This window comes from Bradyrhizobium symbiodeficiens, assembly GCF_002266465.3.
Classification (GTDB): Bacteria; Pseudomonadota; Alphaproteobacteria; order Rhizobiales; family Xanthobacteraceae; genus Bradyrhizobium; species Bradyrhizobium symbiodeficiens.
The window spans coordinates 3,506,957-3,527,744 of the sequence record NZ_CP029427.2 but is presented as its reverse complement, the minus strand read 5'-3'; the positions used below and the strand labels follow the sequence as shown (position 1 = coordinate 3,527,744).

General features: G+C 65.4%; 15 protein-coding genes. 7 read left to right on the top strand and 8 right to left on the bottom strand.

All coding sequences use genetic code 11. The annotated features are described in order from the left end of the window. Positions 1–21: 21 nt before the first annotated feature. The 4 genes from CIT39_RS16235 to CIT39_RS16220 form a co-directional block, all read right to left on the bottom strand. Positions 22–903, bottom strand: a complete 882-nt coding sequence (locus CIT39_RS16235) for an NAD(P)-dependent oxidoreductase (protein ID WP_094974350.1) — start codon at positions 901–903, stop codon at positions 22–24. A gap of 2 nt (positions 904–905) precedes the next feature. Continuing rightward, positions 906–2,037, bottom strand: a protein-coding gene (prfB, locus tag CIT39_RS16230; protein WP_101635035.1) for a peptide chain release factor 2 whose coding sequence is annotated in 2 segments (ribosomal slippage) — positions 906–1,967 and positions 1,969–2,037 — 1,131 coding nt in all. Because the reading frame shifts where the segments join, the coding sequence is not laid out codon by codon here. Positions 2,038–2,223: 186 nt separating this feature from the next. Next, complete coding sequence (locus tag CIT39_RS16225; protein WP_094974352.1) at positions 2,224–4,731, bottom strand: penicillin-binding protein 1A; 2,508 nt, start codon at positions 4,729–4,731, stop codon at positions 2,224–2,226. A 338-nt stretch (positions 4,732–5,069) separates the two neighbouring features. Continuing rightward, positions 5,070–6,368, bottom strand: coding sequence for an N-acetylmuramoyl-L-alanine amidase (locus CIT39_RS16220; RefSeq protein WP_094974353.1), 1,299 nt, complete (start codon positions 6,366–6,368; stop codon positions 5,070–5,072). Positions 6,369–7,073: 705 nt separating this feature from the next. Between CIT39_RS16220 and CIT39_RS16215 the strand changes: the two genes are divergently transcribed. Continuing rightward, positions 7,074–10,142: an Rne/Rng family ribonuclease gene (locus CIT39_RS16215; RefSeq protein ID WP_094974354.1), complete on the top strand. Its 3,069-nt coding sequence runs from the start codon at positions 7,074–7,076 to the stop codon at positions 10,140–10,142. 68 nt (positions 10,143–10,210) lie between these two features. Further along, complete coding sequence (locus CIT39_RS16210) at positions 10,211–11,443, top strand: NAD(P)/FAD-dependent oxidoreductase (protein ID WP_094974355.1); 1,233 nt, start codon at positions 10,211–10,213, stop codon at positions 11,441–11,443. Between the two features lie 27 nt (positions 11,444–11,470). Here the strand turns inward: CIT39_RS16210 and CIT39_RS16205 are convergent, their stop codons facing one another. Beyond that, positions 11,471–12,307 (bottom strand): helix-turn-helix transcriptional regulator, encoded by an 837-nt coding sequence (locus CIT39_RS16205; protein WP_094974356.1) that lies wholly within the window; start codon positions 12,305–12,307, stop codon positions 11,471–11,473. A gap of 105 nt (positions 12,308–12,412) precedes the next feature. On the opposite strand from CIT39_RS16205, the gene CIT39_RS16200 reads away from it, so the two are divergent. Then, positions 12,413–13,297 carry an SDR family oxidoreductase gene (locus CIT39_RS16200; RefSeq protein ID WP_094974357.1) on the top strand — a complete coding sequence of 295 codons (885 nt, stop codon included), beginning with the start codon at positions 12,413–12,415 and terminating at the stop codon, positions 13,295–13,297. Between the two features lie 28 nt (positions 13,298–13,325). Here the strand turns inward: CIT39_RS16200 and CIT39_RS16195 are convergent, their stop codons facing one another. The 3 genes from CIT39_RS16195 to CIT39_RS16185 form a co-directional block, all read right to left on the bottom strand. Further along, positions 13,326–14,660 carry a dicarboxylate/amino acid:cation symporter gene (locus tag CIT39_RS16195; protein WP_094974358.1) on the bottom strand — a complete coding sequence of 445 codons (1,335 nt, stop codon included), beginning with the start codon at positions 14,658–14,660 and terminating at the stop codon, positions 13,326–13,328. A gap of 83 nt (positions 14,661–14,743) precedes the next feature. Continuing rightward, a complete protein-coding gene (locus tag CIT39_RS16190) occupies positions 14,744–15,301 on the bottom strand; it encodes a biotin transporter BioY (protein ID WP_094974359.1) in 558 nt (185 codons plus the stop codon). 88 nt (positions 15,302–15,389) lie between these two features. Continuing rightward, positions 15,390–16,577, bottom strand: coding sequence for a pyridoxal phosphate-dependent aminotransferase (locus CIT39_RS16185; protein ID WP_094974360.1), 1,188 nt, complete (start codon positions 16,575–16,577; stop codon positions 15,390–15,392). 190 nt (positions 16,578–16,767) lie between these two features. On the opposite strand from CIT39_RS16185, the gene CIT39_RS16180 reads away from it, so the two are divergent. The 4 genes from CIT39_RS16180 to aroQ all read left to right on the top strand — a co-directional run bounded on the left by CIT39_RS16180 (position 16,768) and on the right by aroQ (position 20,770). Then, the gene (locus CIT39_RS16180) at positions 16,768–18,168 is read left to right on the top strand and encodes a M48 family metalloprotease (protein ID WP_094974361.1); all 1,401 of its coding nucleotides are present in this window, start codon (positions 16,768–16,770) and stop codon (positions 18,166–18,168) included. A 98-nt stretch (positions 18,169–18,266) separates the two neighbouring features. Next, positions 18,267–19,034, top strand: coding sequence for a DsbA family protein (locus tag CIT39_RS16175; RefSeq protein ID WP_094974362.1), 768 nt, complete (start codon positions 18,267–18,269; stop codon positions 19,032–19,034). Positions 19,035–19,244: 210 nt separating this feature from the next. Beyond that, a complete protein-coding gene (locus CIT39_RS16170) occupies positions 19,245–20,045 on the top strand; it encodes a DUF1236 domain-containing protein (RefSeq protein WP_094974363.1) in 801 nt (266 codons plus the stop codon). Between the two features lie 257 nt (positions 20,046–20,302). Further along, complete coding sequence (gene aroQ, locus CIT39_RS16165; protein WP_094896869.1) at positions 20,303–20,770, top strand: type II 3-dehydroquinate dehydratase; 468 nt, start codon at positions 20,303–20,305, stop codon at positions 20,768–20,770. The last annotated feature ends 18 nt before the right edge of the window (positions 20,771–20,788 follow it).

The window sequence follows — 20,788 nt, the reverse complement described above, 5'->3', positions numbered from 1 at the left end:
TGAACTCTACGAGTCCACGCCCTAGGACGGCTTCTTCGGCCGCGACACCAGCTCGATCAGCCTGCCCTCATCTTCGTCGGGCATCGCCGCCTTCGCCTGCGCGTAGGACTCGACCGCGGCGCGCGCGACCAGCGGCTTGTCGGCCAGCAGACTCTCCGCCAGCTTGACGGCATAGGCCGCATCCTTGTGGCGCAGTGCTGTGGTGAACGTCGCGCCGGAAAAATCGCGGGCGACCATGCGCTTGGAGTGGCGTTGCACCTGCGGGCTTGCGGCCACGCCTGCCTGGATCGATTCCAGCACGAGGTTCATGTCGAGCCCGGCCTGCTCGGCGATGGCAAGGCCCTCGGCCAGGCCGGCGATCTGGATCGCGCCCATCAGGTTGTTGATGAGCTTGTAGACCGTGCCGGCGCCCACCGGTCCGAAATGGCGGATGGTCGAGCCGATTGGCTCGAGATAGGGCCGCGCGCGATCGAGGTCAGCCGCGTTGGCGCCGACCAGCAGGGTCAGTTTTCCGGCAGCGGCCGCATCCGGCAAACCCGTCACGGGACAATCGAGATAAATGAGGCTGCGCGCGTTCAGTTCGCGGCCCATCTCGCGGGCGTGGTCGTAGGAGACCGTGGAGCATTCGATCGCGATGGTGCCGGCCTTGGCGGTCTTGGCCGCGCCCTTCGGGCCGAGCCAGACCGCGCGCGAGGCTTCGTCATCGGCCACCATGGTCACGACGGCGTCGGCGTCGATCGCGGCGTCTTCAGGCGAGGTCGCCCAATGCGCGCCGCGCGCGATCAGGTCTTCCGCTTTTGCCTTGCTGCGATTCCACAACGTCACCGTGAAGCCGGCATCGAGATAGCGGCCGGCCATGCCATGACCCATCCGCCCCAATCCGATGAAGGCGATGCGGGGCATGGTCAGTCCACGTCCTCGATGTCGGCGCCAGTTGTGCCGAAGGCGCGCTGCGCCAGCGTCGCGGCCATGAAGTCGTCGAGCTCGCCGTTGAGCACGCCCGAGGTGTCCGAGGTCTGCACGCCCGTGCGCAGGTCTTTCACCATCTGGTAGGGCTGCAGAACGTAGGAGCGGATCTGGTGGCCCCAGCCGATATCGGTCTTGGCGGCCTGGTCGGCGGCGGCCTTCTCCTCGCGCTTCTTCAGCTCGATTTCATAAAGACGCGCACGCAGCATGTCCCAGGCCTGCGCCTTGTTCTTGTGCTGGGAACGGCCGGCCTGGCAGACCACGGCAACGCCGGTCGGGATGTGCGTCAGCCGCACCGCGGATTCGGTCTTGTTGACGTGCTGGCCGCCGGCGCCGCCCGAGCGCATGGTGTCGACGCGGACATCGGATTCCTTGATGTCGATCTTGATGCTGTCGTCGATGACCGGGAAGACCTGCACGCTGGAGAAAGACGTGTGCCGCCGCGCGTTGGAATCGAACGGCGAGATGCGCACCAGGCGATGCACGCCCGCTTCGGTCTTCAGCCAGCCATAGGCGTTGTGGCCGGAGACCTGGATGGTCGCGGACTTGATGCCGGCCTCTTCGCCCTCGGACTCTTCCAGCACTTCGACCTTGAAGCCGTGGGTGTCGGCCCAGCGCGTGTACATGCGCAGCAGCATCTGGGCCCAATCCTGGCTCTCGGTGCCGCCGGCGCCGGCATGGACTTCGAGATAGGAATCGAACCGGTCGGCTTCGCCCGAGAGCAGCGCCTCGAGCTCGCGCCGCGCCACTTCCTTCTTCAGGTTCTTCAAGGCGGCTTCGGCCTCAGCCACGACGCCGGCATCGCCCTCGGCCTCGCCGAGCTCGATCATGCCGATGTCGTCTTCGAGCTCCTGCTCGACCTTGCCGATACCGCCAAGCGAATCCTCAAGCGAGGTCCGCTCCTGCATCAGCTTCTGGGCCTTCTGGGGGTCGTTCCAGAGGTTGGGATCTTCTGCGAGCTTGTTCAGCTCAGCGAGGCGCGCCGTCGATTTCTCGACGTCAAAGATGCCTCCTCAGCAGCCCGACTGACTGCTTGATCTCTTCTACCAACCGTTCGATTTCGGCGCGCATGTCGTTCTCTGGTCTCGCGGAATTGGTCCGCGCCGCGCGCATGGTCCGGGAAAGTGCGAAGCGGCTTCCCGAAAGATCATGAGCAAGGCAAAACCCAAGGCGCGATGAACATCGCGCCTGACGGGGATGTAACGGCGGCAGCGCCAAAGCGCAACCGCCCGTCTCGCCCGTATCAGGCGTTATCCGCTACCACAGCCCACCGGTGCCCGGCCGCATGAGGAAGCCGGAGTCCGGCTGTTGCTGCTGCGAGGCCGGCATGCCGCCGCGCCCGTCGGCGTCGGCCACGCCGATGACCGAATAATTATCCGGCGGCGCCGTGCCCGGCTTGAAGGCTTCGAGGATGGTTCCGCCGGTTTCGCCGGGGCCGGCGCGCATGCCGGTCTTGGCGACGACGCGAACCAGCTTGATGCCGGCCGGGACCTTGAACGGAACGGCGGGCTTGTCGGCGAGCGCGAGCTGGAGGAAGTCGCGCGCGATAGGAGCCGCGAGATGGCCGCCGGTCGCGGCGTTGCCTTTGCCGAGCGGACGCGGCTTGTCGTAGCCCATATAGATGGCGACGGCGATATCGGGCGAGAAGCCGACGAACCAGGCGTCCTTGGCCTCGTTGGTGGTGCCGGTCTTGCCGGCGATCGGCTTGCCGACCGCCTTGACCACGGTCGCGGTGCCGGCCTGAACCACACCTTCCATCAGCTCGGTGATCTGATAGGCGGTCATGGAGTCCAGCACCTGCTCGCGGCGATCGATCAGCTGCGGCTCGGGCTGGTTCTTCCAGCCGCCCGGCGCGTCGCAGCCGCGGCATTCGCGCTGGTCGTGCTTGAAGATGGTGTGGCCGTAGCGGTCCTGGATACGATCGATCAGCGTCGGCTTCACGCGGCGGCCGCCATTGGCGAGCATCGAGTAGGCCGTGACCATGCGCATTGCCGTCGTCTCGCCGGCGCCCAGCGCGTAGGAGAGATAGTTCGGCAGTTCGTCATAGACACCGAAACGGCGGGCATATTCGCCGATCAAGGGCATGCCGATGTCCTGCGCCAGTCGCACCGTCACGGTGTTGAGCGACTGCCGCAGCGCATTGCGCAGCGTCACAGGTCCCTGGAATTTGCCCGAGGAGAAGTTTTCCGGCCGCCATACGCCGGCGCCCTGCCCCTGGTCGATTTCAATGGGTGCGTCGAGCACCACGGTCGAGGGCGTATAGCCGTTGTCGAGCGCGGCCGAATAGACGATCGGCTTGAACGACGAACCCGGCTGCCGATAGGCCTGCGTGGCGCGGTTGAACTGGCTCTGGTCGAACGAGAAGCCGCCGACCATCGCGAGCACGCGGCCGGTCCAGGGATCCATCGCCACCATCGCGCCGGACACTTCGGGGATCTGGCGCAACCGGTACTGGCCCTCGACCGGCTGGCCGTCCTTGTAGAGCGGATCGGCATAGATCACGTCGCCGGGCTGCAGCACCTGCGACACCGCCGTCGGCGTCTTGCCCTTGGTTCCGCCCTGCGCGGCCCGCGCCCAGCGCACGCCGTCAAGCGTGACGATGCCGGTCTCGCGCTGCTTGCTCACGGCGCCGCCGAGCTCGCGGCTCGGCTGGAAACCGATGCGGGCAGACTGGTCGCTGGTCTCCAGCACCACCGCCATGCGCCATGGCGAGATGTCGGAGAGCGATTTGATCTCGGCGAGCTTCACGCCCCAATCGCCCGAAATATCGAGCTTGCTCATGGCGCCGCGATAGCCCTGCTGCTCGTCATAGTTCACGAGGCCCGTGACCATGGCCTTTCGCGCCATGACCTGGATCTTCGGATCGAGCGTGGTGCGGACGGAAAGACCGCCCTCATACAGCTTCTTCTCGCCATAGCGCTCGAAGATGTCGCGGCGGACTTCCTCGGCGAAATATTCGCCAGCGAAGGTGTGGGCGCCGTTGGAACGGCTGGTGACGGCCAGCGGCTCCTTGCGAGCCTTGTCGGCGTCGGCCTGCTTGATCCAGCCGTTCTCCAGCAGACGGTCGATCACGTAGTTGCGGCGCTCGATGGCGCGGTCGCGATTGCGGACCGGATGCAGCGTTGCCGGCATCTTCGGCAGCGCGGCCAGATAGGACGCTTCCGCCACCGTCAGCTCGTTCACCGACTTGTCGAAATAGACCAGCGACGCGGCCGCGATGCCGTAGGCGCCGAGGCCGAGATAGATTTCGTTCAGATACAGCTCGAGGATCTTGTCCTTCGAATAGGTCTTCTCGATCCGCATCGCCAGCAAGGCTTCCTTGATCTTGCGGGAGAAGGAGACCTCGTTGGTCAGCAGGAAGTTCTTGGCGACCTGCTGGGTGATGGTCGAGGCGCCCTGCGGACGGCGGTTGGAGCCGTAGTTCTGGATGTAGGCCACGCCGGCGCGCGCCATGCCGGTGTAGTCGATGCCGCCATGCTCGTAGAAATTCTTGTCTTCGGCCGCCAGGAACGCGTTGATCACGAGCTTGGGCACCGCCTGGATCGGCAGGTACAGCCGCCGCTCCTTGGCATATTCGCCGAGCAGCGAGCCATCGACCGCGTGCACGCGGGTCATCACAGGCGGCTCGTAATCCTGAAGCTGAGAGTAGTCGGGCAAGTCCTTGGAGAAATGCCAGATCAAGCCTGCCACGGCCCCGACACCGACAAGGAACAATACCGTTCCCGCGGCGAACAGGAAGCCCATGAACCGCACCAGCAAGCGCATTATGTGTTTATCCGTTCAAACTCTGGATCAGACCAGTATCAGCCCATCGGACCAAAAAACTGGCACCCCCAACAGGCGCCAATCTCACGTCGCGAATTCACCGGCTAACGCAATACCATCAGTGCCGGACTTATGACGCCTGCCGAACAAGGATTCTCGCCGATTCCGGAACCCCCTGCGGGATTTTTATAAAGCGCCCGCTGTGGCCAAACTAGGGCTTTTGCGGCGGGACTGGAAAACCCCTTCAATTCGACGATCCCCGGGTCGCCCAATTGGGGCGATCCAGAGGTCGTCAATTCGGCGATCCCTGGGTCGTCAATTTGACGATCCCCGGGGCGTCAATTCGACGATCCCGCCGTAGCCATCCGTTTGGTCAGGAACCCGTCGATCGCCTGCGCCATCGAGCCCACGGCACGGGACCGCCAGCCCTCGGAGACCAAATGCTCGAGGTCACCTTTATTTGAGACGTAGCCGATCTCGACCAGCACCGAGGGCACATCCGGCGCCTTCAGCACCCGGAAGCCCGCCGACTTCAGGGGATGCTTGTGCATCCTCACCGTCGACTTCATCTCGCCCATCAGAAGGCGCGCGAAACGGTTTGAAAAGGTGCGGGTTTCCCGCTGGGTGAGGTCGATCAGGATATCGGCGACGTCGGTCGGCTCTTCGGCGAGGTTGAAGCCGGCGATCGCATCCGCCCGGTTTTCGGCGTCCGCCAGCCGCTGTGCCTCTGCGTCGGACGCCTTGTCGGACAGCGTATAGATGGTCGCGCCCTGCGCATCGCCCTCGGCGCGAGGCAGCGCATCGGCATGAATGGAGACGAACAAGGCCGCCTTCAGATTCCGGGCGACCTTGGTCCGGTCATTGAGGGGAATGAAGGTGTCGTCGTCCCGCGTCATGACCACACGGTATTTGCCGGCCTTTTCCAGCTTGTCGCGGAGCGCCAGCCCGAAGGCCAGCACAAGGTTCTTCTCGCTCTCGCCGCTCGACTGCGTGCCGTTGTCGATGCCGCCATGGCCGGGATCGATCACGACTACCGGGCGGCCGTCGGCCTTCTGCTGCGCCGCCGAGTCCGGGGCTGCCGTCGCGGGAGCCGTTGCAGGCTGCGCTTCCGCGATGGTCGGGCGCAGCTCGGGGCGGTGTTCGGGTGCGAGCGACTGCACGAAGGCGGTCCGGTCGACCTCCTCCAGCTCCAGCACGAGCCGGGCCGGCTGGCCGTTGGCCGCCTCCAGCACATAGGAATTGGCGATCCGGGCCGGTCCGGTCAGGTCGAACACGATTCGCGAGCCGCCGGGCATGACGAGTCCATAGCGGAAGGCCTTGACCAGTCCGCGCCCCCCGCTCCCTGCCCCCGCGGGCAGCTGAAAATTCACCTGCGGCACGTCAACGACGACCCGATACGGGTCGGCCAACGTGACGGCGCGAAAGGTGACGGTCTGGTCGAGGTCGAGAATGAAGCGAGTCTGCTTGCCATCCCCGGCCAGCCGGGCGGCGGAGGCGATCGGAAAATTCGCTACTGCAACAATGGGTTGCGGCTGGCTTTCCGCGGCGCTCAGGCGCGAGGAATCAGCACACGGCAACGCCGCTGCGCACAGCAGAGCGCATCCCAGCAAAACCCGTTGATTTGTGCGGCTCGCCACCGATTCCGTGCCTCCGAGCAGCCCTTTTAACGCAATAGAACCACAGGGTTAATCGATCCTTAATGACAGAAGCGCGAAACTCGCTGACTGTGACCGCCGTGCGACGCTCCCTTGCACCGATGGCTCATTCCTCGTATGTACGGAATGCTGACGGCCGATATTTCCGGTTGTGTCGCATTCAGCCTCCCGGTGCAGCGCCGGAACTCTCAAGGTTTGGGAATTCCAGCGTTTTTCCGTTCCCCTCTAAGACCAGCGCGGTGCGCGGCAGCGAGGTGGAGCGGGTCAAGCGCCGGTGGCGGACGGTCCTGGGTTACCACTCGCGTTTCCGGGACAGTTCTGACAGCGACGTAACCCATTACCCGGTCCCTTGATCCCAAGGGAGCGGTTCGCGACCCCAAGGCGAGCGCGCTCGCGCCATGCCTGGCCAGCAGCAACTGATTGAAGGGCGGCCTCGCCGCCCAATGTTTCATACGGGCCGACGCTTGATGCGCCAGACTGTGCCGACGAATTCTGAAGGATCATTCGCGACGCTGCGGGGTGAAAATCCCGCGCGCCGCCTTGGCCCTGAAGCTTTCGGTTCGGCAAGGCGCGAGAGACGGCGTTTCGGCCTTCCCCTCACCCCCGAATCAGGTGGACCGTCGCGTCACCCGGCAGCGCAGCTCGCGCCCACGGTGAAAAGCGCCCGCCGCCGCCAAGAGTTAAGACATGCCCAACAAGATGTTGATCGATGCCACCCACCCGGAGGAGACCCGGGTCGTCGTGGTCCGCGGCAATCGCGTCGAAGAGTTTGATTTCGAGACCGCGCAACGCAAGCAACTGCGCGGGAATATCTACCTCGCCAAGGTCACAAGGGTCGAACCCTCGCTCCAGGCCGCCTTCGTCGAATATGGCGGCAACCGCCACGGCTTCCTCGCTTTCAGCGAAATCCATCCCGACTATTATCAGATCCCGGTCGCCGACCGGCAGGCGCTGATCGAGGCCGAGGAACAGGCCCATCGCGAGGCCGAGGAAGAGAGCGAGAACCGCTCCAACGGCCGCCGCCGCTCGCGCCACCGCAACTCCCGCCGCCGCGGTCATGGCGAACGCGTCCGCAGCGACGTCGTTGAAGGCACCGATCCCACGGCTCAGCCGGTCGAGGGCGAGGCCATGCTCGCCGAAGGCGCGTCGCACGAAGGCGAGCATCTGCACGCCGATGCGGAGCATCAGGGCGAGCACGATCATCACGACCACGAACATGGCGATCATGATCACCACGATCATGACCACGAAGGACACGCGCACGACCATCATCATGCCCATGGTGACGATCACGCGCATGATCATGACCATGGTCACGATCATGACGAGCATCATCATGCCGATGAGACCCCCGCGCCTGTCGCGGCCGTCGGCGCCGAACCCGTGGTTGCTGCCGAACCGCAGGGGGCCCAGACCTTCGAGGCTCACGCCTCCTATTCCCACGAAACGCATGCCGAGGATCTCGCCGAAGCCGTGACCGCTTCAACTGAGCCGGCCGACGCCGTCTACGGCGAGGCCCCGCATGCCGAGGCTGCGGAAACAACCGGCGAAGACGACGAGGATGAGGACGAGGACGACGAGGAAGCCGAAGAGGAAGTCGTTGAATCCGTCGGCGGCGACGACGTGCTGGAGGAAGTGCCGGAGCGCACCTTCCGCCCACGCCGCCAGTACAAGATCCAGGAAGTGATCAAGCGCCGCCAGGTCATGCTGGTGCAGGTCGTCAAGGAAGAGCGCGGCAACAAGGGCGCGGCGCTGACCACCTACCTCTCGCTCGCCGGCCGCTATGCCGTGTTGATGCCGAACACCGCACGCGGCGGCGGCATCAGCCGCAAGATCACCAGCGCCCAGGACCGTTCGCGCCTGAAGGAAGTGGTGCAGGATCTCGACGTGCCGGAAGGCATGGGCATCATCCTGCGCACCGCCGGCGCCGCCCGCACCAAGCCCGAGATCAAGCGCGACTTCGAATATCTGATCCGGATGTGGGAGACGGTGCGCGACCTGACGCTGAAGTCGCAGGCTCCGACCCTCGTCTACGAGGAAGGCTCGCTGATCAAGCGATCGCTGCGCGACCTCTACAACAAGGAGATCGACGAGATCTCGGTGGCCGGTGAAGCCGGCTACCGCGAAGCCCGCGACTTCATGAAGATGCTGATGCCCGCCAATGTCAGCGCGGTGAAACAGTATCGCGACGGCCAGCCGTTGTTCTCGCGCATGGGCGTCGAAAGCCAGCTCGACGCGATGTTCTCGCCGACCGTGCAGCTGCGCTCCGGCGGCTACATCGTGATCAACCAGACCGAGGCGCTGGTCTCGATCGACGTCAACTCCGGCCGCTCGACCCGCGAGCACCACATCGAGGACACCGCGCTCAAGACCAATCTGGAAGCGTCCGAAGAGGTCGCCCGCCAGCTTCGTCTGCGCGACCTCGCCGGCCTGATCGTCATCGACTTCATCGACATGGACGAGAAGCGCAACAACCGTGCGGTCGAGCGCAAGCTGTCGGACTGCCTGCGGCAGGACCGCGCGCGCATCCAGGTCGGCCGCATCTCGCATTTCGGCCTGCTCGAGATGTCGCGCCAGCGCATCCGCGCCAGCGTGCTCGAGAGCTCGACCGATCCGTGCCCGCATTGCGGCGGCACCGGCCATGTCCGTTCGGTGTCTTCGGTGGCGCTTCAGCTGCTGCGCGGCCTCGAAGAGATCCTGATGAAGGGCGCGACCCACAATCTGGTGGTCCGCACCCGCACCGACGTCGCGCTCTATGTGCTGAACCACAAGCGCGGCCATCTGCGCGATCTCGAGAACGGCTTCAAGGTGACGCTGTCGGTCATCGCCGACGCAAGCGTCAGCGGACCGCAGGCCTATGTCATCGACCGCGGCGAGCAGGTCCACACGCTGGAAGCCGCCAAGGCACTGCTGGTGGCGCAGGCGGCCGCGAGCCCGCCCCCGCTGGCGGAAGAAGCCTTCGACGACGAGGACGGCTTCGACATCGAGACCGAATCCGAAGTCGAGACCGACGAGAGTGAAGGTCTCGCTGAAGAGGCCGCGGGCGAAGCAGGTTCCGAGCAGGACGGCCAGCGCCGCAAGCGCCGCCGGCGCCGGCGCGGCCGCGGTGGCCAGCGCGACGGCGAGTTGCGTGAGGATAGCCCTGCCACCCTTCCCGAGCCGGCTGTCGCGGCCGGCGAAGGCGAAGAGGATGCAGAGTCCGAACAGGATGGCGAAGAGGGCGAGGAGCAGGCGGCCCGCGGCGAGCAGCAGAGCAGCGCGGACCGACGCCGCCGGCGTGGTCGTCGGGGTGGACGCCGTCGGCGTGGCAGCGGCGAGGAAGGTCTTGCCGGCTCGATCGGCGACGAACTCGGTACCAGTCAGCCGTCGGAAGCGTCCGACGCAGTCGCCGATTTCGACGGCTTCAGCAGCGAGGCTGCACCCTCGATCGCCCAAGCCGAGCACACCGCCGAGCCTGAGGTCTCACAGCCCGAGCCGCGCGCCGAGGTGCGGACCGAGGTGGCGCCGGCCCAGCCGGAGCCCGTTGCCGCGGAGGAAGAGCCCGCCGACGACAAGGCCGCGCGGCGCCGCTCCACGGTCCGGGAAAAGGTGAGCTTCCTGTCGAGCAGCTCGAGCGAGCCGGCAGCCCCGGTCGCGCAGGCGCCTGAGCCGGCCACTCCGCCGGCGGCTGAGCCCGCGCCGGAACCGGCAAGCGAAACGCCGGCCGCGCCACGCCGCGCCGGCTGGTGGTCCCGCCGCTTCGGCGGCGGCGAATAAAACCGAACACTCAAGAGAAAACGCCCGGGTCAAGCCGGGCGTTTTTTGATTTGGCGAGGTCAGTTTCAATGCAAAGCGCAATCGTTCTCGGCGGCGGCATGATCGGCGTGAGCGCGGCGCTGCACCTCCAGCAGCGCGGCTGGACCGTCACGCTCGTCGACCGCAGGGAGCCGGGCCGCGAGACCAGCTACGGCAACGCCGGGATGATCCAGGCCGAAGCAGTTCGCCCCTATCCGATGCCGCGGGACCTTGCGACCCTCCTGAAGATCGCGACCGGCCGCACCAACGACGTACGCTACAGCCTGTCGTCGCTTCATCTCCATATCGAGCCCCTGCTCCGTTACTGGTGGCATTCGGCGCCGAAGCGCCATCGCGAGGCGATCGAGGCCTGGGCGCGGCTGATCGCCTACGCGACGAGCGAGCACGACATCCTCATTCGCGAGGCCCATGCCGACAATCTCATCCGCCGCGCCGGCTACCGCGCGCTGTATCGTGATGCTGCCGCCCTGGAGCACTCGATCAAGGACGCCGAACAAGACCGGCGCGAGTTTGGCGTGAATTTTCGCGTGCTCTCGGGCAGCGATCTCGCCAAGGCCGAGCCGGTCCTGCGCGACGACCTCCCCGGCGCGATCCATTGGCTCGACACCTGGACCGTGTCCGATCCCGGCGCGCTGGTCACGGCCTATGCCGAGCTGTTCGAGCGCCGCGGCGGCACCATCGTGCTCGGCGATGCGCAGTCGCTGCGGCAGACCGCGAGCGGCTGGTCGGTCGATACGGACCAGGGGCGCCTCGACGCCGCCCACGCCGTCGTGACCCTCGGGCCGTGGTCGCCCGATCTCCTCCACAAATTCGGCTATCGCATCCCCCTGGTGCGCAAGCGCGGCTATCACATGCATTACAGCGGCGGCGCTTCGCTCGACCTGCCGCTGATCGACAAGTCCGGCGGCTATGCCATGGGGCCGATGGCCAAGGGCATTCGCATCACCACGGGAGCCGAGCTAACGAGCCCTGAGGCTCTCGCCACGCCCGTGCAGCTCGCCAGCGCGGAAGCATCCGCACGCGAGCTGATTGATCTCGGCAAGCGCGTCGAGCCGGATCCGTGGTTCGGCACCCGCCCCTGTACGCCCGACATGCTGCCGGTGCTCGGGCAAGCGCCGCGCCATCCGGGCCTCTGGATGAATTTCGGCCACGGCCACCAGGGCTTCACCCTCGGACCGGCGACGGGGCGCCTGCTCGCGGAGATTATGAGCGGCGAGACGCCTGCGATCGATCCGACTCCGTACCGGCCGGGGCGGTTCTAAGCCCTTCGGGCAAGCTGCCTGCTTCCGTCAATCTGTTCGCTCGGCGAGCAGCTTTCTGATGCGCTCGGCGTCTTCGGTCGTCGCCGGGTTGTAGACGATCATGCTGAGATCGGAGCGGCCCTCGACGTTGAAGCTCGAAAATTCGAACGACATCATGCCGTGAACCGGGTGGCGCAGCCGCTTGGTGCCATCGCCGTGATGGCGCACGTCGTTGTCGCGCCAGAGCGCGGCGAATTCCGGACTGGTGCGGCACAGCTCATCGACGAAGTCGGCGACATGCGAGACCGCGCCCGCGCGCGCGGCATCCGCCCGGAACGCGGCCACGACGAAGCGGGCCACGCTGTCCCAATCATATTGCGTCGCGCGCACGCGCGGATCGCAGAAGATGAAGCGCAGGATGTTGCGCTGTCCCGGCGGGATCGCGCCGTAGTCCGTCAGCACGGCGGTTGCGGCACGATTCCAGGCGACGACGTCCCAGGTCGCGGTCCGCACCAGCGCCGGGCTGAATGCGAGCGCGTCGAGCACGCGCTGCAGCCGCGGCGAGACGCCTTCGCTGGCCTGGTAGCGCACCTCGGGCGGGCGGCCGAGGCCGATCAGGAACAAATGCTCGCGCTCGACATCGGTCAGCATCAACGCGCGGGCGATGCGGTCGAGCACGTCGGCCGACGGTGCTCCGCCGCGGCCCTGCTCCAGCCACGTGTACCAGGTCGGGCTGATATTGGCGCGCTGCGCCACCTCCTCGCGACGCAAGCCGGGCGTGCGCCTGCGACTGCCGGCAAGGCCGAACGCGGCGGCATCGAGCCTGGTGCGGCGATCCCGGAGATAGGCCCCGAGCAGGTTCTCGGCGGTGGCCGTCTCGCTCATGCTGTTAGCTATTATACCCTGATAACGTCACTACTTTACCCGGATATTTGTAATGCGGATGGTCATCTCCACCAACCCCTCGCCGCCAATTCCTGGAGATTGCTCATGCGTGTCTTCGTCACCGGCGCCACTGGCTTCGTCGGCTCCGCCGTCGTTGCCGACCTGATCGCCGCCGGGCACCGCGTCGCCGGCCTTGCCCGGACCGATGCCGGTGCCGCCGCCCTCACCGCGATGGGCGCGGAGGTCCATCACGGCTCGCTGGAGGATCACGCCTCCTTGCGCAGCGGCGCGGCTGCCTCCGACGGCGTGCTTCACCTCGCATTCAACCACGACTTCTCGAAATTCACCGAGAATTGCGAACTCGACCGCCGTGCGATCCTCGCGCTCGGCGACGAACTGAATGGCTCCGAGCGTCCGCTGATCGTCACCTCGGGCGTCGCGCTGCTCGCGCCCGGACGGCTCGCGACCGAGGACGATGCGGCGGCCCGCCACTTTCCGCGCGTGTCGGAAGCGACCGCCGAAGAGCTCGCCGACCGCGGCGTCCGCGCCGGCATCGTGCGGCTGCCGCCCACGACCCATGGCGAGGGCGACCACGGCTTTGTCCCGCGCCTGATTGCGATCGCCCGGGAGAAAGGAGCTGCAGCCTATATCGGCGACGGCATGAACCGCTGGCCGGCCGCCCATCGCCTCGATGCCGCGCGCGTCTATCGCCTCGCGCTCGAACAAGGCGCATCCGCTCGCCGCTATCACGCCATCGCCGAGGAAGGCGTGCCGTTCAAGGTGATCGCGAAGGTGATCGGCAAGAGGCTCGGCGTGCCCGTGGTCTCGAAATCTCCCGACGACGCCGAATCTCATTTCGGCTGGTTCGCGCGGTTTGCGGCCGTCGACGTTCCGACCTCGAGCGCGAAGACGCGGGCTGCGCTCGGCTGGGCGCCCAAAGAAAAAGGGCTGATCGAAGATCTCGACCAGCCCCATTACTTCAAGGTCTGACAACGCAGCTCGTGTCGTCAGATCCAGATCAGTCCGTCGTGATCGCCGTCTCCATGTCGGTCGGATCGATCTGCCTGGAGAGGTTGGCGTTCAGCTTGTCGCGGTCGAGCTCACCCTCCCACCAGGCGACGATCACGCAGGCGACGCCGTTGCCGCACAGGTTGGTCAGCGCGCGGCACTCGCTCATGAACTTGTCGATGCCGAGCACGATCGCCATGCCTGGCACGAGGCGCGGATCGACCACGGCCAGCGTCGCCGCCAGGGTGATGAAGCCCGCGCCGGTGATTCCGGAGGCGCCCTTCGAGGTCAGCATCGCCACGACCAGGATGGTCAGTTGCTGGCTGAAGCTGAGATCGACGCCGAGTGCCTGCGCGATGAAGAGCGTCGCCAGCGTCATGTAGATGTTGGTGCCGTCGAGATTGAACGAATAACCCGTCGGCACGACGAGCCCGACCACCGACTTGGAGCAGCCGAGCCGCTCCAGCTTCTCCATCATGGACGGAAGCGCGCTTTCCGAGGATGAGGTGCCGAGCACGATCAGGAGCTCGTCCTTGATGTAGGCCAGGAACTTGAAGATCGAGAACCCGGCGATGCGCGCGATGATTCCGAGCACCACGAACACGAACAGCGCTGCGGTGACGTAGAACGTGGCGATCAGCCCGATCAGGTTACCGAGCGCCGTCGGTCCGTACACGCCGATCGTATAGGCCATCGCGCCGAACGCGCCGAACGGCGCTGCGCGCATCACGATGGAGATGACACCAAACACCGCATGCGCGGCGTCGTCGATGAAACTGCGGATGGTGTGGCCGCGCTCGCCGAGGCTCATGATGGCAAAGCCGAACAGCACCGAGAACAACAACACCTGAAGGATCTCACCCTGGGCGAACGCACCGACCACGGTATCGGGAATGATGTGCAGGACGAATTCGGAACTCTTTTGCGCCTTGGCCTGATCTGCGAACTTTGCGACCGCCTGCGCATTCGCCGCCGCGTTGCCGAAGCCGGCGCCGGGCTTGACGAGGTTGCCAACGACAAGTCCGATCAACAATGCGAAGGTCGAGACGACCTCGAAATAGACCAGCGCCTTGACGCCGATGCGGCCGACCTTCTTGGCATCCTGGATATGGGCGATGCCCGAGACCACGGTGCAGAAGATGATCGGTGCGATCACCATCTTGATCAGCTTGATGAAGCCGTCGCCGAGCGCCTTGATCCATTCGTTCTTGGCGAATTCCGGCCAGAGCCAGCCAACGATGGCGCCGAGCACGATGGCGATCAGCACCTGGACGTAGAGAACCTTGTACCACGGCTTGACGACGGGCGGCGCGACCGGCGCCCCCGTCATGACGGTCGTCGTCATCGTTTCACTCCCCTCAAAACACTGGGCCAGCCAAGATCAACTTGGCCGGCCCTGTCAATCGGAACTGCCCGCGCTTGCGCGTTTTACCGGCGGCGATCGATCAGTCTGCGCGCTGCCGGCATCAACGTTGCGCCAAGCGCATTCTTCACCAGCGAGGCCGCAACGAACGGCACGATGCCGACCTGAAAGGCCTTTGCAACGCCCAGCCCGAGGCCGAACGCCAGCCAGCCAAAGCCGGCCGCCAGAATGACGATATGGCCGACAGCCATCGCTGCGAACAGCAGCATCACGCTGCTATCCCAACCACGTTCGGCGAGCCAGCCGGTCACGAAAGCGGCCGCAATGAAGCCGAACAGATAGCCCGCGGTCGGTCCGACCAACGGCGCAATGCCACCGATCGGCCCGGCAAACACCGGCGCCCCGAGCGCGCCTTCCACGAGGTAGGCGACCATGGTTGCGCTGCCAAGACGCCAGCCATAGGCAGCGCCGATCATCAGCACCACCAGCGTCTGCAACGTCATGGGCACATAGGGCAGCGGCAGGTTCACCTTGGCCGACAGCGCCATCAATGCGGTGCCGAGTGCAACCAGAACGACGGCACGCACCGCGCCGACGGTTTCGCCCGGTCGGGTCGGCCACATCAATGCGGCGAGAGGAAAATGCGGCGTGGCAGAGGTCGGGACAGATCGGTCAGACAAGATGAACTCCGGAATTGGTCGAAACTGGCGGCTATTTAAGCCAGTGAGCGATCCGGTCAACTGCCTCGCGCATCTCGCCGGGCGAGCGCGCATAGGAAAGACGAATGAAGGAGCGGCCGTGAACGGGATCGAAATCGAGCCCCGGCGTGGCCGCGACGCGTGCCTGTTCGAGCATCTGCTTGGCGAATTCGAAACTGTCGGAGGTGAAGTCCGAGACGTCGGCATAGAGATAAAATGCACCATCGGCCGGCAGGAATTTGGTGAGGCCGGCTTTCGGCAAACCCTCGATCAAAATCCGCCGGTTTTCCTGATAGCCGTGCTTGATCGCCTCCATCTCGGCTGCACCGTCGAAGGCGGCTTCAGCGGCAATCTGCGAGAGCGACGGCACCGAGATCGAGAGGTTCTGCTGCAGCCGCTCGATCGGCCGCACCAGGATGTCAGGCACGACCATCCAGCCGACGCGCCAACCGGTCATGCAAAAATACTTCGAGAACGAGTTGATCACGAGTGCGTGCTCGGAAAGCGCCGCTGCGGTGACTGCCGGAAACGCATAATCGAGCCCGTGATAGATCTCGTCAGAGATGAAGCGGATGCCGGCATCTTCGGCGGCCGCCATCAGGCCGGCGAGCGCTTCGCGCGACATCATGGTCCCCGTCGGATTGGCGGGGCTGCCGACCAGCACACCCTTCAGCGGGGCCTTGCGATGCGCCGCGAGCAACGCCTCGCCGGTGAGCGCATGGCGCGTCTCGTGGGTGGTCTCGATCAGCACCGGCTCGCAGCCGAGCGCAGTGAGAATATGGCGATAAGGCGGATAGCCCGGCACCGTCACGGCGACGCGGTCGCCGGGCTCGAACATCGACAGGAAGGCCAGGATGAACCCGCCCGAGGAGCCGGTGGTCACCACAATCCGGTCAGGGCTGACGTCGCAGCCATAGGCATCGCGATAATGGCGTGCGATGCGCTGCCGCAGGCTGGGAATGCCAAGCGCTGAGGTATAGTCGACCCGCCCGGCCTCCAGCGCCGCATGGGCGGCTGCGATCGCGGTGCTGGGTGCACCGGCCGCGGGCTGGCCGACCTCCATATGGATGACATGCCCCCCGGCGGCCTCGATTCGGGCGGCCGCGGCCATGACGTCCATCACCATGAACGGGGGAACATCGCTGCGGCGGGAGGGCTCGAGCCACTGCCCCAACCGGGTCCTCAATGTCGCATCGTGCATCGATTTCTGCTATTTCGCTGGCGGACCGGTGCGTCCGGTCCGGAAAACGGAGCGCTTGCGCCCCAGACTGGCCGCATTGTACGGCTCATAAGGGTAACGCTCGTAAGGGCATATCGCGTATCCGGTCCGCCGCCAATCGCCAAAACCAATCACGAAACTGCTGTCCAGACCGTTTGACCAAGACCGTTTGATGTCGTTCCAGATCGCATTGCGCAAGAAGGCCTCCGCCCTCACCGCCCTTGTCACGGCTGCGGCGATCGCGCTGCTGCCGCTCCCGGCGGCGCGGGCGCAGCAGAAGGGGCCGCCGGTCCTGCGCGACACCGAGACCGAGCAGCTGCTGCGCGAATACACGCGCCCGATCCTGCGCGCCGCGGGTCTGGAGAAGCAGAACATCCAGATGGTGATCATCAACGACAGTTCGTTCAACGCGTTCGTCGCCGACGGCCGCCGCATCTTCGTCAATTACGGCGCGATCCTTCAATCGGAGACGCCGAACCAGATCATCGGCGTGCTCGCGCACGAGACCGGGCATCTGGCCGGTGGCCATCTGTCCAAGCTGCGCGAGCAGCTCGCGGCCGCCCAGACCCAGATGATCATCGCGATGCTGCTCGGCGCCGGCGCGATCGCCGCGGGCAGCACCCAGCGCAGCAGCGCCGGCAACAACGGGCTCGCCAATGCCGGCGCCGCCGCGATCGCCGCTCCACAGGAGATGATCCGCCGGACGCTGCTGTCCTACCAGCGCCAGCAGGAGGAGAACGCCGACCGCGCCGGCGTGAAATTCCTGACCGCGACCCAGCAATCGCCGAAGGGCATGTACGAGACCTTCAAGCGCTTCACCAGCGAGAGCCTGTTCGCGTCGCGCGGCGCCGATCCCTATCTCCAGTCGCATCCGATGCCGGCCGAGCGCGTCGCCGCGCTTCAGGAACTCGCCAGTTCCAGCCCCTATTGGAACAAGAAGGACGATGCCGCGCTGCAGCTACGCCACGACATGGTTCGTGCCAAGATCTCCGCGTTCATGGAGCGGCCGGAAACGGTGTACCGCCGCTATCCCCAGACCAACGACAGCATGCCGGCACGTTATGCCCGCGCCATCAGCACCTATCTGCACGGGGATTTGCGCAGCGCGCTCGCGCAGATCGACGCGCTGATCCAGGTCCAGCCCAACAATCCGTACTTTTACGAGGTCCGCGGCCAGGCCCTGTTGGAAAGCGGCAAGCCGGCCGAGGCGATCGCTCCGTTGCGCAAGGCCGCACAGCTTTCCAACAACGCCCCCCTCATCGAGATGTTACTTGGGCAGGCTCTGGTTGGAACCGATAATAAGGCCTACACCGACGACGCCGTTCGGATTCTCCGCGGTGCGGTAGCCCGAGAACCCGAGGCGGTGCTCGGCTATACCCAGCTCGCGATGGCCTACGGCCGGAAGGGCGACTATGCCGAAGCGGATCTCGCCTCGGCGCAAGCCGCTTACCTGCGCGGCGACAACAAGACCGCCCGCGAGCTCGCCACGCGCGCGAAAACCCGTTTCGCCGTCGGCACGCCCGGATGGGTCAGGGCCGACGACATCGTGGCGGCGAAGCCGCCACGCAACTGACGTAACTCGAACGACGCCCGATACCACGACGTCACGACACCGAGCTTAAGTCCGCCGGGACGTATTCCGAAACCTGCTTTGGATAAGAGGATTTACCCATGCCTTCGCTGCGCCTGCTTGCTCCCGCGCTGTTTGCGCTCGCTTTGTTCGGCGCGGCCGCGCCCGCCTCGGCCGACAGTTTCTCCGATGGCCAGCGCACCGATATCGAGAAGATCATCAAGAACTATCTCGTCAGCCATCCCGAGGTGCTCGAAGAGGCGATGGCCGAGCTCAGCAAGCGCCAGGCCGCGGCCGAGACGCAGAAGCACGAGGCCAGCGTCACGCAGAATGCGGACGCGATCTTCAACTCGCCGCGCCAGGTCGTGCTCGGCAACAAGGACGGCGACGTCACCTTCGTCGAGTTCTTCGATTACAATTGCGGCTACTGCAAGCGCGCGATGGACGACATGCTCACCCTGATGAAAAGCGATCCGAAGCTGAAGGTGGTGCTGAAGGAGTTTCCGGTGCTGAGTCAGGGCTCGGTCGAGGCGGCGCAGGTGGCGGTTGCCGTGCGCATGCAGGATCCCTCCGGCAAGAAATATCTCGACTTCCACCAGAAGCTGCTCGGCGGCCGCGGCGCCGCCGACAAGGCGCGCGCGCTTCAAGCCGCCAAGGAAGCCGGCCTCGACACCGCCAGGATCGAGAAGGACCTCGCCAGCCCCGAGGTGCGCGCCACCATCGAGGAGAACTTCAAGCTCGCCGAAGCGATGGGCATGAACGGCACGCCGAGCTACGTGATCGGCAAGCAGATCGTGATCGGCGCCGTCGGCGTCGAAGGCCTGAAGGAAAAGATCGGCATTGCCCGCTGTGGCAAGGCGACCTGCTGATCACACGATCTACGATATTGACGACCCAAAAGGCCGGCTGAAAAAGCCGGCCTTTTTCTTGCGCGCCGAACGTTGGCAGCTTCGTGCAAAGTCATTCATCTGGCGTTCAACAAACAAATGCCGCGGAACAGCCGAAGTTCCGGAACAACTCAAATCCCCTTTCGTTGTCGGCGCGGGCAATGACGCAAAGAACCACGTGAGGAGAATTCGATGTTGAACCGCTTTATGATCTCGGTTGCCGCGGCCGCACTCGTCGCCGGCGCCGGTGTGGCGAACGCACAGGGCATGAAAGGCGACACCGGCGGTGCGGCCGGCGCACAGCCGACGCAGCACGCGCAGCCTTCGGGTGGTGCGGCAGACCATGGCGGCGCCATGGGCCGGGACAAGGGCACTGTCGGCCAGGCCGGCGGCGCCATGAAGCCCGGCGGAGCCGCCGAGGACAAGTCGTCCGGCACCATGGAGAAATCCGGCGGGATGGAAAAGTCCGGTGCGATGAACAAGAACTCGGCCGACGATAAGGCCGGCGCGAGCAAGGGCGACGTCAAGGGTGAGCACGCCCAGGGCGCCCAGGACAAGTCAAAGAGCATGAGTTCGGACTCGACGACCAAGTCGGATTCCACCAAGTCCGGCGCGAAGGACATGAAGGCCGAGGACAACAAGGCGGGCGGCGCCGCCAAGAGCAACAATGCCGAGAACCGTCCGGGCACCACCGACGGCAAGTCTCAGACCACGACGGGTAACGCCCCCGCGACCGCGGCTGCGCCGCCCGCAGAGAAGCGGACTGAAATCTCGACGGCGATCAAGTCGACCAAGATCCAGGAGACCACCAACGTCAACTTCAACATCTCGGTCGGCACCGCGATCCCGGCATCGGTCCACTTCCATCCGCTGCCGCCCCGGATCGTGGAGATCTATCCGCAATGGCGTGGCTATGAAGTCATCTACGTCCGCGGCCAGTACGTGATCGTCCGTCCGCAGACGCGCGAGATCGTCTACATCATCGAAGGCTAAGCTGCCTCGCTGAACCCCAAATGGGCCCTTGCCGAAACATCGGCAGGGGCCTTTGGCCTATGCGTCGCCCTCCCCGGCGAGCCTCCCTCCGGCAGCCACGATTGGAACTGGTTAACAAGCAATTTCCGTAGCTTGCGCACAGGTTTTTGCACCGGAGATGAGGTACCTGAAGGCCCCTGGGAGGCCCTTCAAGGCTTCCCCTAGGCCGCTTTGTTACCTATAACCCCCGCCACGCCGAAGCACCTGCCGGGATAGGAATGGCCGAACCAGCAACCGATACGATCCTCGTTCTCAACGGGCCTAACCTCAACATGTTGGGGACGCGCGAGCCCGAGAAGTACGGCCACGCCACGCTGGCCGACGTCGAGGCGCTGTGCCGGGACACGGCCGCCAGCTTCGGCCTCAAGGCTGACTGCCGGCAGTCCAATCGCGAGGGCGAGCTGATCGACTTCATCCACGAGGCGCATGCCCGCAAGATGAAGGGCATCATCGTCAATGCCGGCGGCTATTCGCACACCTCGATCGCGCTGCATGACGCGCTGCTCGCGGTGCAGATCCCGACGGTCGAAGTGCATGTGACCAACATCCACGCCCGCGAGAGCTTTCGTCACCACTCCTACACCGCGCGTGCGGCTTTCGCCTCGCTCTGCGGATTCGGCATCGAGGGCTACCGCCTCGCCATCCAGGGCCTTGCCGCCAAGCTTGCCATCAAGCCCAAAGCCTGAAGCCCCCTTCATCAAACA